The 16,770-nt window shown below is 61.1% G+C and carries 15 protein-coding genes and 1 pseudogene; 7 read left to right on the forward strand and 9 right to left on the reverse strand.

Translation table 11 applies throughout. The features are described from left to right. Positions 1-13: 13 nt before the first annotated feature. Positions 14-1,426, forward strand: coding sequence for a DEAD/DEAH box helicase (locus tag QYL91_RS06975; protein ID WP_302082656.1), 1,413 nt, complete (start codon positions 14-16; stop codon positions 1,424-1,426). After that, positions 1,413-2,759, forward strand: a complete 1,347-nt coding sequence (locus QYL91_RS06980; RefSeq protein ID WP_302082657.1) for a DUF790 family protein — start codon at positions 1,413-1,415, stop codon at positions 2,757-2,759. Before QYL91_RS06975 ends, QYL91_RS06980 begins: the two co-directional genes overlap by 14 nt. A gap of 8 nt (positions 2,760-2,767) precedes the next feature. Here the strand turns inward: QYL91_RS06980 and QYL91_RS06985 are convergent. Further along, positions 2,768-2,887: pseudogene (locus QYL91_RS06985) on the reverse strand (calcium-binding protein); the annotation flags it as partial. Between the two features lie 188 nt (positions 2,888-3,075). Here QYL91_RS06985 and QYL91_RS06990 point away from each other — a divergent pair. Beyond that, on the forward strand, positions 3,076-4,296 hold the full coding sequence (locus QYL91_RS06990; protein WP_302082659.1) for an RNA-guided endonuclease InsQ/TnpB family protein: 1,221 nt from the start codon (positions 3,076-3,078) through the stop codon (positions 4,294-4,296). Between the two features lie 129 nt (positions 4,297-4,425). Here QYL91_RS06990 and QYL91_RS06995 read toward each other — a convergent pair whose 3' ends face one another. The 3 genes from QYL91_RS06995 to QYL91_RS07005 are packed head-to-tail and all read right to left on the reverse strand — an operon-like array spanning position 4,426 to position 8,379. Continuing rightward, a complete protein-coding gene (locus QYL91_RS06995; RefSeq protein ID WP_302082660.1) occupies positions 4,426-5,202 on the reverse strand; it encodes a hypothetical protein in 777 nt (258 codons plus the stop codon). Next, positions 5,195-5,995, reverse strand: coding sequence for an SWIM zinc finger family protein (locus QYL91_RS07000; RefSeq protein ID WP_302082661.1), 801 nt, complete (start codon positions 5,993-5,995; stop codon positions 5,195-5,197). Before QYL91_RS07000 ends, QYL91_RS06995 begins: the two co-directional genes overlap by 8 nt. Before the next feature lie 23 nt (positions 5,996-6,018). Next, a complete protein-coding gene (locus tag QYL91_RS07005) occupies positions 6,019-8,379 on the reverse strand; it encodes a DEAD/DEAH box helicase (protein WP_302082662.1) in 2,361 nt (786 codons plus the stop codon). Positions 8,380-8,489: 110 nt separating this feature from the next. Between QYL91_RS07005 and QYL91_RS07010 the strand changes: the two genes are divergently transcribed. Then, a complete protein-coding gene (locus QYL91_RS07010) occupies positions 8,490-9,461 on the forward strand; it encodes a DUF7983 family protein (protein ID WP_302082663.1) in 972 nt (323 codons plus the stop codon). 348 nt (positions 9,462-9,809) lie between these two features. Here QYL91_RS07010 and QYL91_RS07015 read toward each other — a convergent pair whose 3' ends face one another. Continuing rightward, positions 9,810-10,169, reverse strand: coding sequence for a helix-turn-helix domain-containing protein (locus QYL91_RS07015; protein ID WP_302082664.1), 360 nt, complete (start codon positions 10,167-10,169; stop codon positions 9,810-9,812). A 214-nt stretch (positions 10,170-10,383) separates the two neighbouring features. Here QYL91_RS07015 and QYL91_RS07020 point away from each other — a divergent pair, with 214 nt between their 5' ends. Then, the gene (locus tag QYL91_RS07020) at positions 10,384-10,578 is read left to right on the forward strand and encodes a cold-shock protein (RefSeq protein WP_302082665.1); all 195 of its coding nucleotides are present in this window, start codon (positions 10,384-10,386) and stop codon (positions 10,576-10,578) included. Positions 10,579-10,651: 73 nt separating this feature from the next. Here the strand turns inward: QYL91_RS07020 and QYL91_RS07025 are convergent, their stop codons facing one another. The 3 genes from QYL91_RS07025 to QYL91_RS07035 form a co-directional block, all read right to left on the reverse strand. Then, a complete protein-coding gene (locus QYL91_RS07025) occupies positions 10,652-13,150 on the reverse strand; it encodes a PAS domain-containing sensor histidine kinase (protein ID WP_302082666.1) in 2,499 nt (832 codons plus the stop codon). An 84-nt stretch (positions 13,151-13,234) separates the two neighbouring features. Then, positions 13,235-13,975 (reverse strand): DUF429 domain-containing protein, encoded by a 741-nt coding sequence (locus tag QYL91_RS07030; RefSeq protein WP_302082667.1) that lies wholly within the window; start codon positions 13,973-13,975, stop codon positions 13,235-13,237. Between the two features lie 103 nt (positions 13,976-14,078). After that, positions 14,079-14,240 (reverse strand): hypothetical protein, encoded by a 162-nt coding sequence (locus QYL91_RS07035; protein ID WP_302082668.1) that lies wholly within the window; start codon positions 14,238-14,240, stop codon positions 14,079-14,081. Positions 14,241-14,311: 71 nt separating this feature from the next. Here QYL91_RS07035 and QYL91_RS07040 point away from each other — a divergent pair, with 71 nt between their 5' ends. Next, positions 14,312-15,022, forward strand: a complete 711-nt coding sequence (locus tag QYL91_RS07040; protein WP_302082669.1) for a sugar phosphate nucleotidyltransferase — start codon at positions 14,312-14,314, stop codon at positions 15,020-15,022. A gap of 6 nt (positions 15,023-15,028) precedes the next feature. Here the strand turns inward: QYL91_RS07040 and QYL91_RS07045 are convergent, their stop codons facing one another. Next, positions 15,029-16,027, reverse strand: coding sequence for a glutathione S-transferase family protein (locus QYL91_RS07045; RefSeq protein WP_302082670.1), 999 nt, complete (start codon positions 16,025-16,027; stop codon positions 15,029-15,031). 135 nt (positions 16,028-16,162) lie between these two features. Between QYL91_RS07045 and QYL91_RS07050 the strand changes: the two genes are divergently transcribed. Then, positions 16,163-16,723 (forward strand): type IV pilin domain-containing protein, encoded by a 561-nt coding sequence (locus QYL91_RS07050; RefSeq protein ID WP_302082671.1) that lies wholly within the window; start codon positions 16,163-16,165, stop codon positions 16,721-16,723. Positions 16,724-16,770: the final 47 nt, after the last annotated feature.

Raw genomic sequence — 16,770 nt, forward strand, 5'->3', positions numbered from 1 at the left:
GTTCACACACTGAATGCGGCTTGAATTCGACGACGGGACGGTCGTGCTCCACGACGCACCCGAGACAGTGCCATATGCTGAGTGGGACGACCGTGTCGACGAGTACCGAGCCCAAGCCTATCGATACCGAGCGCTCTTTGAATGGGCCGGCCAGTGGGCTGAGAGCGACGGCCAAGCCACACTCCGAGATGGCTTCAGCCACGACGTTGCAGACGCTGCGCGAGCCTATCTCGACCTCGCTCTGACACCCGCACTCCAGATCGAACCGCGTGATTATCAGCAGGCCGCGCTTGAGGCGTGGCGTGCCCACGACCGACAGGGCACCGTCATCCTTCCAACTGGCAGCGGGAAGACCTTCCTTGGATTGCAGGCCATCGCCGACGCCGGCGTCAGTGCGCTCGTCGTCACACCAACGATCGATTTGATGAACCAGTGGCACGCCACGCTGACGAATGCCTTCGGTGACCAACTCACGGAGAAGGTCGGTGTCCTCGGTGGCGGGAGCCACGAGATTGCCGCACTGACTGTGACCACCTACGACAGTGCCTACCGCTACATCGACGAGTATGGCGACCGGTTTGGCCTGCTCATCACCGACGAAACCCACCACCTGGCGGCCGAAACCTACCTGCAAATCCCCGAAATGACGATTGCCCCGTACCGACTTGGTCTCACTGCAACCTACGAACGGCCCGATGGCCGCGAAGAACTGCTCGAAGATCGCATGGGGTCAGTCGTTTACGAGGAAGCCGTCGACGACCTTGCTGGGGAATTCCTTAGTGAGTACGAAACCGTCCAGATGTCAGTCGAACTCACCAGCGAGGAGCGGGCTGAGTACGACGAGGAGTACCAGATATACAGAGACTACGTCGACAATCATGATTTCGACCTCTGGAAAGAACAGGGCTACGCGGAGTTTCTCAAACGCACATCCTACGACCCCCAAGGACGCCGCGCCCTTATCGCCAAGCAACGGGCCGAGCGTATCGCTCGCACGGCGAACAAGAAACTCGATACTCTTGACAACCTGCTCAAACGTCACCACGACGACCGCGTCATCGTCTTCACCGCGAACAACGACTTTGCCTACGGCATTTCCCGAGAATTTATCCTTCCATGTATCACCCACCAGACCGATACCGACGAACGTACCGAGATACTTGACCGATTTCGTTCGGGGGAGTACTCTATGCTCGCCACCTCGCAAGTACTCGACGAGGGCATCGATGTTCCCGCGGCCAATGTCGGGATCATCCTCTCAGGAAGTGCTTCGAAACGACAGTACGCTCAACGGCTCGGTCGCATTCTCCGACCGACAGACGACCGCCAGCCAGCCCGACTTTACGAGATTATCACGACCGACACGATGGAGACATACGTTTCGCAGCGACGCCGTGATGGGGTGAGTAACAATGCTGACAGCTGACCTTGCTCGGTCACGGACACGTGATGGTGAACTTCGACCGCTGTTCATCGATATCTCAGATGAGCGGTATCGGTCGACTGCGGCCACGCTTATCAATCTCTTTGCCGGACATCTCGGTGAGCCTAAGGGGGAGCTTGAAGCTGCCATCGATGAACTGACCGTCGACGATACCGACTACAAAATCGTCCAAGGGCTGGCGAAGCTACTGAAAGACGAGTGTGAGTTCGAGCAACAGGCCGCTGTCGATCCCCGAGAGATCCGTCAGCGACTGTTTGAGCGCGCGAACGAGCGCTATCCGATCGTTCGCCAACCCACGCTCGGGGAAGACACACAGAAACTCGAAGTGTACAGTGCCGTCGCTGACGAACTCGGTATCTCTCTCGAAGACTGCTACCGGGGGATGTACGCGGATTTAGACGATAACAAGCTCCTGGTTCGATTCGGCGACCAGACTGTAGAGGACTACGACACTGATGAGCCCACGTCAACAACGAAGCTGACGGGCAACAGCAAGCAGGAGTACGACCAGACAGCACAGACCGTCGACTGGCTACTGGCACGGTACAACTTAGCGCTGGCCCAAGCCGTTCTCTACGACGCTTCGAACATGCGGATACGGGTCTGGGACCACTTCGGAACCGTATTCAGCTACATGAAGCTGTTCGGGTTGATGCATCGAATCTATCCCATCGATGGAGGCGGCAACCGCGTTTCGAGTACCGACTTTGCCGCGGGCTACGAGGCCGAACTCGACGGCCCAGCCTCGCTATTTCGGAAATCACAGAAGTACGGCATTCGGATGGCGAACTTCCTCCCTGCGTTGCCGCTGTGTGACCGCTGGGAGATGAACGCAGAGATTCTGGAAGACGATACGATCAGCGGAAGCAACTGCCTCACACTCGACCACACCGATGGCCTCGTCTCACACTACAGCACCGGCCAGCAGTTCGATAGCGATATCGAACGCACACTCGCCCGGAAGTGGGAGCGATCGAACACTGAGTGGACCCTCACGCGCGAGGCCGATGTCTTCGACCTCGGCGCGGAAGTGATGATTCCGGATTTCGCTATCGAACACCCCGATGGCAGACGGGCGATCATCGAGATTGTGGGCTTCTGGACCCCGGAGTACTTGCAGTCGAAACTGGAGAAGATTCGGCAGGTCGATGCCGACAATTTCGTGCTCGCTATCTCGAAGCGACTTGACTGTGCCGACGAGGACTTCGGAGATACGGCGGAGCGCGTCCTGTGGTTCAAAAGCGGGATTCACGTCTACGACGTGGTCGAACTAGCCGAGGAGTACTCGTCCAACAGCGAGATGAAGCGCGGTTGATTGCATCGTCACTCCAATCGCCCGCCGTCGCCGTTCCAGTAGTGCCAGTCGTCAACCGCTTTTCTGGTATCGCTGTCTGCGTCGAGTACTTCGAGCTGTGACAACGGGACACCAAATTCCCGGTCCATCTTGATACAGCGAGGGAATCCCGCCCTTCCCGTGAGTGACGAGTGTTCCGACACCAGTCGGAACCGAGGAACGAACAGGGCGGGAGGGAATCGCGTACTCTCCGTGCGACAATCCACCGGCTATACCAGTGATGACTCCCCAACGCTGTGATGATATATGAATGATTTTTATACTTATTCAGATTCATATGGTAACTGTGGAGCTTCGACGTACTGCCGTCGTGAAACTCGACGTAGACGACGATGCCCACCACCTTCTCCAAGAGACAGTAGACCGCTTCAAACAGGCCGCTCAGATGGTCGCAGACGACGGCTGGAACGGTACGGAAGACGGCTACATCGTCACGTCGAAAACCGAACTACATCGTCGAACATACGATGACGTACGCGAAGCGACCGACGAACTCAACGCTGACCTCGTATGCGCCGCCCGGAATCGAGCCGCCGACGCACTCAATTCCTGCGTGGAAAAACGCAAAGACGGCGACAATCCCTCGAAGCCACAGTTCACGTCGGATTCAGTCGTTTACAACCTCAACGCGATTACCTACTACGACGATTACGCCACGCTTGCTACTGTGGACGGACGTATCGAAGCCGAGTACGTCCTGCCAGACGAAGACGTACCACCGACGACGTACTTCTCTGCAGAGTGGGAGAAACGCGAGGCGACACTGCATCACCGTAACGGCGACTACTACCTCCACATTGCTGTTGTCACAGAGACAGAGAAAAAGTCGGAGGATGCCGAGAACGGAACGGTTCTCGGCGTAGATTTGAACGTGGACGGACACCTCGCTGTCACTTCGACCGGCGCATTCATCGGAAACGCCGATTATCTCAATCACAAGCGGCGTGAATACGAAAAACGGCGTGGAAAAATGCAACAGGCCGGAACGCGGTCGGCACATCTCACGATGAAATCACTCGGTGGACGATTCGCCAACTGGAGCGAAGACTACCTACATCGTATCTCGAAAGCACTGGTGCAGGAAGCTCTCGCCCACGATTGTACACACATCGCGTTCGAGAAACTGAAACATATCCGCAAGCACATCTCGAACGCAAGCAAATTCCAGCAGTGGGCGTTCCGCCGAATCCAAGAGTACACCGAGTACAAAGCCGCCGCGTATGGAATTGCTGTCGAGAAGATTGCACCACAGTACACCAGTCAACGATGTAGTCACGTTGACTGTAACTTCACCCACGAAGACAACAGAGACGGCGACGAGTTTTGCTGTCTCAAATGCAACCGCGAGTATCACGCCGACTACAATGCCGCGAAAAATATCGCTCGGAAACTACTCCAGAACTGGCACAAGTCTGGTGCTGGAGGGGCAACCAGTCACCTTGCCCTCAAGTCGGGGACATTGAACGTGAACGGCATTTTCACGCCTACCGCTGTCTAGTGGTCAGAACGGGAGTCCACCGACAAGCTTCGCCCTTCAGGGCGGAGAAGGTGACCTCATCTGCGTTGTAGGCGTCGGTGAGTATCTCTCTCCGAATGCGTTTGTTTCGCTCTTCATCCGTTTCCCCCGTCATGGTCGCTTCTCCTTGATAATCGCAGCTGTGTCAGTCGCAGTGATTACGTCGTCGTCGAGAACCTCGTCAAGTCGGTCGGGTTCGTACACCTCTTTGACGATACAGTAGTAGTGCGATGGCGTCCCGAAGTCGTAGACCAGGCTGAGTCTGTCACTTTCCCAGAGCCCGGCCCGTTCGGCGACGTCCTCGATCGTCACCTCGCTCGCTCTCGTGTACGACCGGTCGCCCGCCTGCTCGTACTGGTGGTCGGGAAGAACGTTGAGACTCGAATCCAGATATTCGTCTTCGAGCCCGTACATCCGGAGGTGAAAGTCATCGAGTGTGGTGAACCGACAGACGAGTCTGTCCAGTTCTGCCATCGTCGTCTCGGGTCTGACGACGATATCGTACCACTCCTCTCGCGCCCGTCCCTTCTGCTTCCACCGGAGCCGATACCCGACGGTTCCGATCCGCTCGGATACGTCGTCGTCAGCTCGCTCCTGTTCGTCCGCCAGTGCGTCGCGCGTATTCGACCAGCAATACGAGCAGATTTCGTCCGGTGCGTCACCCTCGAACCCCTCTTTGTCGATCTCGTTCTGGGCGAGGAACTCCGAAAACGGGACTCGCCGGTATCGCGGATGACGGCTGCTTCTACTACACATCTTCTCACCCGGAGCACTGGGGCCAAGCGAGAAGCGATTGTCGTCCTCCGACGTACTCGCGTCCATATCGATGATGTGCGCCACTGTCCCACTTCCAATCTCGATCACGAATCGGTCTGTTAGCTCACTCATCGTATCGCTCTTCGAGATCATCGAGTGCACGCCAGAACTGTTCGCTGTTGAGTGCTGGATCTGTCGATGTCCGTGCTTCCAGCACGCCGGCGTACGTGTTGAACTCCTCAGGCGTCGGATCGGTCGTCAAGACACAGTCGGCGTAGCCATCGATTGCGGTCTGGATGGTCTGTGCGTAGTGGTCGTAGGCCCCGTCAACCCAGCTGTACTTCTCGTCGACTTCCTCAAATATCGCCCGATAGACGGTCGCGGCGGCCAGATATCGACCCCGATCACGGTACTGCTCGGCGATATCGAAAAACCGGGAGAAGTCGATGGCGTCGTACACGCCAGGGTCGGCGTGTTGCTCGAACAGTTGCGCGATTTCTTCACGGTACTCCTCGACCGATTTGTGATCGTCGCCAAAGCGTGCGAGAAACTGCTCGCGCAACTCCGCGTGTTCGGCGAGTGCGTCACGGACGAATCCCCGCAGGTCGTCGGCCGACACATCTTCGAGAACCGTCTCGACGGCCTCACTTTCGTCCTGCGGGGGGTTCGCAGCGATGTCAAGCAGAACCGCGACGACGTGCTTGCAGTCGCCACCACCGTCGTAGGGACAGGTACACCGCGTGTCGATGCCCCGTCCGCTGAAATCTACAGTCACGTCGTACAGATTCGAGCCATTGACAGCCGCGGTAACGAGGTTGTCGAACCGGTCGAGCCGCTGAATCCGCCCTTCGTCGCGGTAGTTCTCGCCGCGTTCGAACACGGCATCGGAACTCCGATTTCGGATGGTCTTTCTATCGACGTTCATGCCTCGTCGTTCGACGTGGGGAATTAATCTGATTTCGGTGTCCCGTCGTCGGCCTGTCGGCTCGGATCGGCCAGTGCCATCGTGAGCGTCGCCGCGAGGCGCTTGTCCAGCGGTTCGTTTGCTCGGCCACAGTGTGGTGACTGGATACACGCCGGACAGCCGTCCGAACACCCGCAATCGGCGAGCAGTTCCCACGTGTGTTGGAACAGTTCCTCGATGTGGTCGTATCCATTACGAGCGAGTCCGACACCACCGCGGTAGCTGTCGTAGATGAACAGCGCACTTGTCTCTGCCTGCGGGTGGTCCGTCGTCGAGACGCTCCCGACATCCCGACGGTCACAGAGGATAACGAGTGGGAACGTGGCGACGAGGGCGTGCTGGACGGCGTGGAGTCCGCCCTCGAACGAGCCGGACATCGTCTGCATCAGTCGTTCGAGTCCCGACGGAAGTGTCACGTACAACGCCTGCGTTGACAGTGTCGTCTCGGGCAGGTCGAGTGACTCCTCGCTCAGGATCTCGCCTGTTCGGTGGTCACGCCGCTGGAATCCGGTGACCTGCTTGCGCCGAGTCACGTCCGCGAAGTGGACCGTAACGTCGTCGCGCGTCGCCAGTGGTTTGGTGGCAACGTCTTCCTCGATAGTCATCGACTCCTCGTACTGAACGCGGGTCTGGTGGTCACTCTCCGTCGGCGTGAGCCACGCCACGTCGCGGTCCAGGTCGAGTGACTGGACTTCGTAGTTCTGGCCCTGATGATGGTAGATCGCGCCCGGGTGAACGTCCCGGAGCGCAGCGTTGAGCGGGAGTTCCCCGAGTCCGTCGGGCTGACCGCCTCGAACCCGAAGGACGACAGTGCGTTCGGTGATCGTTCGGAGCCCCTGGTCGTAGGGATTCACCGCTCGTCCGCTGGCGGTTCGTTGCCATTCGAGGCCATCGGCTGTTTGCCGTCGGGACAGTTCGCCCTCCTCGGTGAGGCCACTGACGATGTCGGGGAACGTCGGGCCGAAATACCGTTCGTCAGCGGTTCGAAGCGGCTGTTCGACGGCCGCAGCGTGAGCGTGCAGTTGGAGGAGGTGCGGATTCGATGGGTTGGCGACGGCACGCTCGGGTGTCTGCTCGAACAGTTCCTGCGGGTGCTTGATTACGTACTGATCGAGTTGGTCCTCGCTGGCGACGAGCGCGACGAGACTCGGTTCCGTCCCCCGGCCAGCGCGGCCGGCTCGCTGGAACGTCGACATCTGCGTCCCGGGATACCCGTCCAGTAGTACGGCATCGAGACTTCCGATGTCGACACCCAGTTCCAGTGCGCTCGTACTCCAGACGCCGGCACACTCGTCCGTGTGCAGTGCTGTCTCGATTGCCGCTCGGCGGTCGTCACGCAATCCAGCGTGGTAGGCCGTGACGTTCTCGGCAAGATTGCTTTCGCCGTGCTCTGCGAGTGTGTCGCTGCTGATGGTGGCGTAGCGCTCGGCCGTCTGTCTGGCGCGCGTAAACGCCACTGTCTGGTATCCCCGCTGGACGAGATCGACGAACAGTCGCATGGTTTCGCCGTGGTGGGAGCGGCGTTTTCCTGCACCAGCTGGTGCATCGCCTTCGTCGTATTTCGGTGGTTGCCAGAACAGCCAGTGTGTCGGCCCGGTTTCGCTGGTGTCCTGGTCGACGAGGACGAACGAGTCGGTTGGTTGCCCGGTAATCGTCGCTGCGTGTTCCCGTGGATTTCCGATTGTCGCGGAACAACACACGAACTGCGGGTCGGCACCGAGACGGTCACACATTCGGGCTAACCGGCGGCAGACCAGACCGACGTGACTGCCGAAGACACCGCGGTACTCGTGCACCTCGTCGACGACGACGAGTTCCAGTGACTCGAAGAAGTCTCGCCAGATGTCGGTCGCGTGGCTGAGCAGTCCACAGTGGAGCATATCCGGCGTCGTCAGAACCATGGACGGTTCGTCGTCACGGGCCTGCTGGCGTTCGTCCGAAGCGAGTGCCCCCGTATACTGGGTCACGGAGACGTCATCAAACGGCGCAGCAAAATCAGAGAGTGTCGCCTCCTGATCGTTGATCAACGCGACCTGTGGCCCGATATACAGCATCCGACCGTCGTGGTCACGTGCGCGTTCGAGCGCAGGAATCGTGTACGTCAGGCTCTTGCCGCTGGCCGTCGGCGTGGCCAGCACGACGTTCTGGCCGGTCCGGACTGCTTCGATGGCGTCGGTCTGGTGTGCGTAGAGTTCGTCGATGCCCCAGTCGCCAAGCAGGTCCGTGACCTTGGGGTTTATCGTACAGGATTGGGTGACAGGTCTACGTGCGGGTACCTCCCGCTGGAACTGTATCTGGTCGTGGTAGTAGTCCCGGTCCTGCACCCACTCGACGAACTCGTCCACTGTGGGAAGATAGGGACGGGACTGCATATATGGATACGGCTCTCCCGGTCTGGCCCAGTGAGTTCACCGGTCACCCGACCCTTTTATTCGATGGTGGCATAGCGGTATCCATGCCGTTCAGCGTCAGTTGGCACACGTTGCTCGACGAACTCGACGACCTGTCTGACGGTGCGGAACTCATCACACCGCTCTCTCACGACCGGTTCCGGATCACAGACGTGCAGGAACACCGTGTCGTCGTCAGGTTCACCGAGACGGGGGACACGCGGCCGCTACAGCGCGATCAGTTCGAGACGCTCTACCGTCGGATACAGGAAGCAAACAACGAATTCGACCTCGACCGCCTGCCACCAGACGCAGATCCGTATCCCGCCGTATTGAGCCTCCACCCCCGGTTCGAGATCGACGAACAGCGAGGGACCATCACGGAACAAGACGGCGAGACCGCCACGCAACTGGTGAGTGACGACGCAGAGACGGACGACACGGAGCGCGTCGAACCCGACGGACTCGATGTCTACTCCGACGCGTTACTGCTCATCGACGCACTCGAACGCCACCACGTGTCCGATCTCACGGAGCTGGAGACGAACGCGCTGGTGAATCTCTACACGCTGTGTTCGGATGTCCAGCGGAACGCAAACGAGTTCAGGCAGAACATCGCGGATGTGTTGCTCGACCGGCTGCATCACGACCAGCCGGTCCACGGTCAGTACGGGTCCGTCCAGCGAACCGCTCGCCGCAACCGCTCGCTCAAGGACGACGAACTCGTGTTGAATGCCTTCGAGGCTGCCGGGATCGAGCGCAAACGACTGACGACCGTCGACGCGAACAAGGTCGACGAGGCGCTCGACGTAACAGAGCTCTCCGAGAGCGATGTTTACGAGATCGACGAGAGCGAGTACGTCCGGAAAGCAGAGGTCGACGAGGAGGTCAAAGAGTCACGCCTCCAGGGGCTGAAAGACCGGCTGGCAGCGAGCGAAGAGGCGGAAACCGACGACCTGCGACGGGAGATCGAGGAACTCGAAGACCGTATCGACGACCTCACCAGTTTCAGTACCGGGACCCAGATGCAGAGCTGAATCGGCTCGATCAGATGCCCGTCAGTAATAAAATAGCCCAAATGCTGGGAGGCGGCATTTCTACTGCGAACGATACCGTGAGCAGCGGGTTTGTCTTCGAATGGACTTGAACGAGGCCTAGAAGGCGCAGCGAAGCAGGCGTGGAGCCGAGAGACGCACAGCAGCGAGGACGCGTTCGGATAAATTTGAATGAAAATAAAAGTGTATAGCGTAGCCGACGAAGCTAGATCCTTCCGGGTATCAATCCAGACTTCCCCGAGGGTCGTTGTCAGCGGGCGCCACTGGCGACACGGCATCGTTTTCGGCTGTCGTGGACGACCGGACAGGCTGGTTGTAGAGTCGTGCGTTTCAGTGGTCGGCGACTCGCTCGGCCAGCGGCGCGACGTCGTCGTCGTCTGCCAGGTCTTCGAGGACCGTCTCGGTGTTGACGGCGAGCGAGTAGACGGGCCGGCCTTTGCCGACGGGCGAGCGCTCGCTCTGACTGGCCATCTCGACCAGTCCCTCGTCTTCGAGACGGTTCAGGGCACGACTGACTTCGGCTTCCGATACTTTGCCGAGGGTGTCTGCCTCGACGGCATCGAGGTGGTCGGCGTTCGCTCGGATGACCTGTCCGGTGTGGGCGGGCGTCTCGTCAGCCTGCGAGAGATGGGTAACGGTGAGAAGGACGACCCGACCGGTGAGTGACAGTGACGTAATGTCGGCTGACATATCCAGAGACATGATTTCCTTGGATAAAAGCCCCGCTATTTGTTGTCTTACATCCGTCCGTGAGTCCCACTGGACTGGATAATCCGGCACTGTGGGCGTGATGTACCCGGTGACAACCGTCGTTCATTCTCACTTCGAGCGGGCGTGACCCCCGTTTCGCGGGAGGGTTCTTTTCGCAAGGATTATTACGGCCCACCGCGTTGGACGAAAGGAAATGGCGAAAGGTAAGGTTGATTTCTTCAACGACACTGGCGGTTACGGTTTCATCGAGACTGAGGATGCGGACGAAGACGTGTTCTTCCACATGGAAGACGTCGGCGGGCCGGACCTCGAAGAGGGACAGGAAGTCGAATTCGACATCGAACAGGCAGACAAGGGCCCGCGGGCGACGAACGTCACCCGCCTGTAAGCGACGGCACTGTCGTCGCAGACAGCCCCATTTTCATTCTTCTTGACTCCACAGTGACGACACCGTCGACTGGTCACGACGAGGCTTTGGGCAGTTCGACGTGGAACACCGCACCGCGGGGGTCGTTGTCCGTCACCCAGACGTCACCGCCGAACTGGTCGACGAACGTGTAGACGAGATACAGTCCGAGGCCGGTGCCGGGGCTGTCCATGCCCTGTTCTCCCTTCCCGAAGATGGTGTCTTTCTGGGCGTCCGGGATACCGGGGCCGTTGTCAGCGATGCTGACGACGACGGTCTCTGCGGTCTCTTCGGCCGAAACTGTCACTTTCGTGTCCTTGACGTCGCTGTGCTGGACGGCATTGTTGAGGAGGTTCCTGAACACGGACGAGAGCATCTCGTTGCCGGTCACGGGAACGTCGGGGAGCGTTCCGTCGACGGTGAATTCGGCGTCCTCGTAGCCCGCGTCGACGTCCTCGATTTCGGTGACGAGGACGTCCGGAAGGGTCATCGCCCGTGACTCGACCGGCCCGTCGTCGAGCATCGTCTCCATCAACTCTCTGACCGTCTTGGTCAGTTCGACGGCGTGCTCGCCGTGTTCGGTGATGCTGTCGAGATACCCCGCCCCGTCTTCGTCGACGTAGTCTGCGAGCAACTCTGCGTGGCTGAGGACGACGGTCATGTCGTTGCGGATGTCGTGGCGGACGACGCGGTTGAGCACTTCCAGCTGTTCGTTCTGGCGTTCGAGCCGCGCCCGCGTCCGCTCCCGCTCGGTGACGTCGTGGATAATCGAGAACAGCACGCGCTTTTCGCCGGTGTGGATGGGCGAGGAGTCGACTTCGACCTGGCGGACCTCGCCGTTGGCGAGTTCGTGGGGGAAGACAAACCGGTTTTGCTCTTCCTCGTCGGCGGTTTCACGGCGGTGGGCGACGACTTCGTCGTCGAGTTGGTTTATCTCCTGAATCTGCATCCCGGTCAACGTCTCGCGGTCGTAGCCGTAGAACTCCGCTGCGGCGTCGTTGGCGCGTTCGATGGCACCGGTCTCCGGGTCGACGAGCAGCATCGCCGCGTTGTGTCCCTCGAACAGCCGCCGGAACCGCTGTTCGCGAAGCCGGAGCTTGTGGGCCTGCTCGCGCCGTTCTGTGATGTCCTGGACGATACCGTCGTAGTACACTTCCCCGTCGATTTCGTGGCGGAGCGCGGTCACGGCCGCCCAGAAGGGCTCGCCGTCCATCGTCTCCATTCGAATCTTCTCCTCGACGATACGACCCTCCTGCTCGAGTTTCCGGGTGAGCAGTTCACGCTGGCTCGGCGTCCGGTAGAGCTTTGCGACGTAGGTGCCGAGCAACGCTTCCCTGGAGTCGGCGTCGAACATCTCGACCATGGCCGGATTGACCGCCTCGAACTCGCCTGCCAGCCCCGGCGTGTTCCGGTAGACGCCGACGGGGACGTTCTCGATGAGTTGTTCGTACCGCTTGAGTTCCTGTGTGTGCCGTTTGCGCTCGGTGATGTCCTGCTGAATCGCGACGAACTTGTAGACGTCCCCGTCTTCGACGATTGGGGCGATGGTCTGCTCGGCGTAGTAGCGCTCGCCGTCGGCCCGCTCGTTTTCTATCTGTTCGTCCCACACGTCTCCGTCCAGAACCGTCTCCCACAACGCCTCGTAGTAGCTGTCGTCGCGGGTGCCGGTGCTGAGAAGTTCCGGCGTTTTTCCGAGTATCTCCTCGGGCTCGTAGCCGGTCACGCGCTCGAAGGCGGGGTTGACGTACTCGATGGTTCCGTCGGTGTCGGTGATGTAGACGGCGTGTCCGGCCTGCTCGACAGCCCCTTTGAAGGTCCGTAACTGTCGGATTCGTTCCTTCTGCCGGCTGATGTCGCGGGCGACGCTGAGGACTGCCGGCTGGTCACCGCAGGTGATACGTCGGGCGTTGATTTCGACTGGAATCTCGTCGCCGTCGGCGGTTACGTGAACACTCTCGAAGACGAGTGTCTCGTTTGCCTCGATTGTCTGGATGCGCTCGTCGACCAGTCTGGCCTGGTCTGGTGGGGTGATGTCGGCCGGTCCCATCGAGAGCAGTTCGGCGCGCGTATAGCCCAGTCGCTCCGCGGCCGCGCGGTTGACATCGAGGAAGTTGCCGTCGGTATCGACGAGCATGACCGCGTCGTTGACGCCGTCGATGATGGCCCGGGTCTCGTCTTCGCTGGCCGTCCACGCTCCGGGTTGCTCTTGGGGCGTCTGCTCGCGGGCAGTGACGAACACTCGTTCGTTCGTGTCGGTCACAGCCTGCATCGAACAGCGGAGAGTCACGGCTGGCCGGTCTGGACGCTCGACGCGCCAGTCGAAGGTCACTCGTTTCTCGCGTGCGCGCTCGAGGAGCGTCTCGGCGGGTACCGCCGGCGTCCAGTCCGACGGCGACAGCGAGTGCGGGTCTCTCCCCTCGAGAGTCTCCCGTGACCGGCCACAGAGGCTCGCACACCGGTCGTTTGCGGCCACTATGGTCCCCTCGGCGTCGAGCAGGACCGCCGCATCAGGGCACGCCTCGAACATCCCCTCAGTATCGAGGCTCGTGTTCATATTTCGCCCTGACGTGTTCGTCAATATATTAATCCGAATTGCATTCTCTTTTCCCGGGAAAACCCCTGTCCTGTCGGTCTCCGGTCACTCGACGAGCGGGCTACTGGCCCGGTAGGCAATCTGCATCGGGAGCCCCTTCGCGTCGGTCGGGGGGTCCGGTGGAAGGGTGTACCGTTCCTCGGGACTGGCGCGGGCCGCGTAGGCGAGTACCGTCGCGTCGAGGACGTCGTCGATTGCGACCTCGGCGTCGCCGGCGGCCTCGGCGGCAGACTGGACCACAGCGGGGGCGTCGGCGTCGAACGTCGCCAGCGTTCGCATCCGCTCGGCGTAGCCGCCGGCCTTGCGTTTGGAGTGTTGAAGCGGTTCCCCGGCGAGTGCGCGAAAGCAGACCTCGGGGTGAGATTCGACGAACGCCTCGCGCGCTTCCGGGACGTTCCTGAGCAGGTCGTCGACCTCGGCGATGCTCTCGCTGATGTTGAACGTCTGCTTCGAGAGACTGCGCCCGGACTTTCGCTCGTTGACGCGCTTTGCGGCTTTGTAACTGTGCCGGCGGGTCGCCTCTCTGACCGGCGGCGTAAAGACTGAACGACTGCGCGGGCCCAGGACACGCCGGGCGAGCGTGTCACACTCGCGTCCCTCCTCGCCTTCCTCGATGAGTCCGATGGGAATATCGACAAACACGCTGTCGGCGACCTCCTCGTAGCGGTGCCAGAGTTCGCCGATTTCGTCGTAGACGCCAGCGTGGGCAAAGCCCGTCCGCTCGAAGGCGACTGCGAACCACGACCCGGAACTCCAGTCGACGCCCAACGACAGCGACTCGGCCATACCTATCGCTGTGGCCCTGCCGACAAAAACCTCGCGCCGGTGACGGACGCCACTGCTCTCGAACTGGCGGCGAGACCCGGGCTATCGGCGGTGACAGCCCCGCTCATTCGTCGCCGACGAAGACCGTCTTGAGCCGCGAGCCACACGTCGGACAACACAGCGTCTGCCAGCTATCGCTGTCGAGGTCGCCGTAGGTCTCGGTCCGCGTCGCTGCTGCCCGCGAAACGTCTTCCCTGCAGGTCTCACAGTGTAAGTCGTCGCTCATCAGCGGGCGTACGGGGTCAAGCAGCTAAAACCCACCCCGCGCTTTTCCCGGCTGGATTCGTACGGTCGGTCATGCAGGGTGTCGTTCCGGCCGCCGGCGAGGGCACCAGACTCCGCCCGCTCACCGACGACCGACCGAAGGGACTGGTCGAGGTTGCTGGGAAGCCACTGCTGACCCACGTCTTCGAGACGCTCGCGGACCTCGGCGTCGAGTCCATCGTGGTCGTCGTCGGCTATCGCGGCGACGCAATCCGTGAGTACTATGATAGTTCCTTCGAAGGCATTCCGCTTAACTACGCGACACAGGACGAACGGCTCGGCCTCGCACACGCGGTGTTGCAGGCAGAACCGCACGTCGAAGGTGAGTTTCTGTTGCTGAACGGCGACAACGTCTTCGATGCAGACCTCTCGCCGGTCGTCGAGCGCCACCGGGCGACCGACGCCGACGCGACGACGCTCGTCGAGCGCGTGCCCCGGGAGCGGGCACGAGCGGGTGGCGTCTTCGACGTCGCTGACGGTGAAGTCGTCGGGCTGGTCGAGAAACCCGACGAGCCACCGTCGCGGCTGATTCCACGCGGCGTCTACGCGTTCTCCCCGGCGATTCTTCCGGCCTGTCGGCTCGTGACGCCCGGGCACACCGGCGAGTACGAACTCAGCGACGCTGTCGACCTCCTGATTCAGGCTGGCAGACGCGTCGAAACAGTCGAGTTCGACGGGTGGTGCCGGAACGTCAACACGCCGGCCGACCGCGAACAGGTCGCGGCTCACTTCGAGTCGTCGTAGCTCCGCTCAGGCCGTCGGAAGCAGTGCTTCTGGTGGCCCGCCGGGCAGTTCGTCGCGGCCGTGGTCGGCCTCGAAATCGAGGTCCGGGCCGGCCGCGATGATGCGCGATGGGGTCACGTCGGGGTGGGTCGTGTAGTAGTGTTCCTTGATGTGGTCCATCTCGACCGTCTCGGCGACCCCTGGTGTCTGATAGAGGTCCTGCAGGTACGGCCAGAGGTTGTCGTACTCGTGGATGTGCCGTTTGTTGCACATGAAGTGTGTGTGGTACACCTGGTCGAAGCGGACCAGCGTCGTGAACATGCAGATGTCTGCCTCCGTCAGGCGGTCACCGGCCAGGTACCGCTGGTCGCTTAGCACCTCGTCCCAGTGGTCCAGCGCGTCGAACAGGTCGTCGACGGCGCTGTCGTAGGCCGCCTGGCTCTTGGCGAAGCCGGCCCGGTAGACGCCGTTGTTGATTGGGTCGTAGATTTCTTCGATGATGCGGTCGACCTCGTCCTGGTAGCCCTCCGGGTAGAGGTCGACGTCGTGGTCTGCGACCCGGTCGAACTCGGTGTCGAGCATCCGCAGAATTTCTTTGGACTCGTTGTTGACGATGGTCTCCTCCTGTTTGTCCCAGAGGACGGGCACGGTCACGCGCCCGGTCATCTCCGGGTCGGCTTCGGTGTAGACTTCACGGAGGTAGTCGCTGCCGTTGACCGTGTCGGGGGTACAGCCCTCCTTGTCGGGGGTGAACTGCCAGCCGTCGTCGCCGCGGAACGGGTCGACGACGTCGATGGAGATGGCGTCTTCGAGTCCTTTCAGTGCCCGAACCAGCAGCGTCCGGTGGGCCCACGGACAGGCGTAGGAGACGTAGAGGTGATAGCGGCCGGCTTCTGGCTGGAACCGGGCGTCGGGGTCGTCTTCGACGGCGTCGCGAAACGAGGTTTCCTGGCGGTCGAACTCGCCGTCCTCGTTTGTGGATTCGTACGCGTCTGTTCGCCACTCGCCGTCGACGAGCATATTCATACCAATGACTAGGGCTGCGAGCCGAATAAAGACAGCGTGTGATTACACGAGTGTTACCGCCCGACGCGAGTACGACGGCGTTGGGTCGTCGCCCACCTCGACACTTATCAGTGAAGGCGCGACCACCTCCGTCCGATGACGCCCCAATCGGACCGTGGCCTCTCCTCGGTCGTCGGAACGGTCACGCTCGTCGCGCTCGTCGTCGTACTGGCGACGGGCGTCCTCGCGGGTGGGATGGCGATGGCGTCGCTCGACGACCCGCCGCCTGTTGCGACCATCGAGGCCGAGGCAACGACAGCAGCGTGTGCTGGCTGCGGGCCCGACGACCAGGTCCTTCGGTTGCGCCATCGGAACGGCGACTCACTGTCGATGGCCGAGGTAGCACTCGTTGTCTCCGCGCCGGGCCACGACGTAACTCGGCTGGTCGACCTGCCGCTGTCGACGAACTGCCTCCGGGACGGCCACGTCGAGGGACCGGACCTCTTCGACGGCCGGTGTGGCCGCGTCGGTGGCCCCCTGACGTCGGTCGGCTCGGACGCTGATGGCGTCTGGCGGGCCGGTGAGACCGTCCACTTTCGGCTCCAGAAGCGCGCAGTCCACCTTACGCCCGGCGACGAGGTGACCGTCAGCGTCGTCCACACGCCCTCGGACAGCGTCGTCGAGGAGCGTGCCGTGGCGGTTCAGTCTCGCGGCTGAAGAACCGACTGGACGGCCATCGGACGCAAATTCCGCCGTCCGACAGC

It is taken from the genome of Salinibaculum rarum (assembly GCF_030505615.1).
Classification (GTDB): Archaea; Halobacteriota; Halobacteria; order Halobacteriales; family Haloarculaceae; genus Salinibaculum; species Salinibaculum rarum.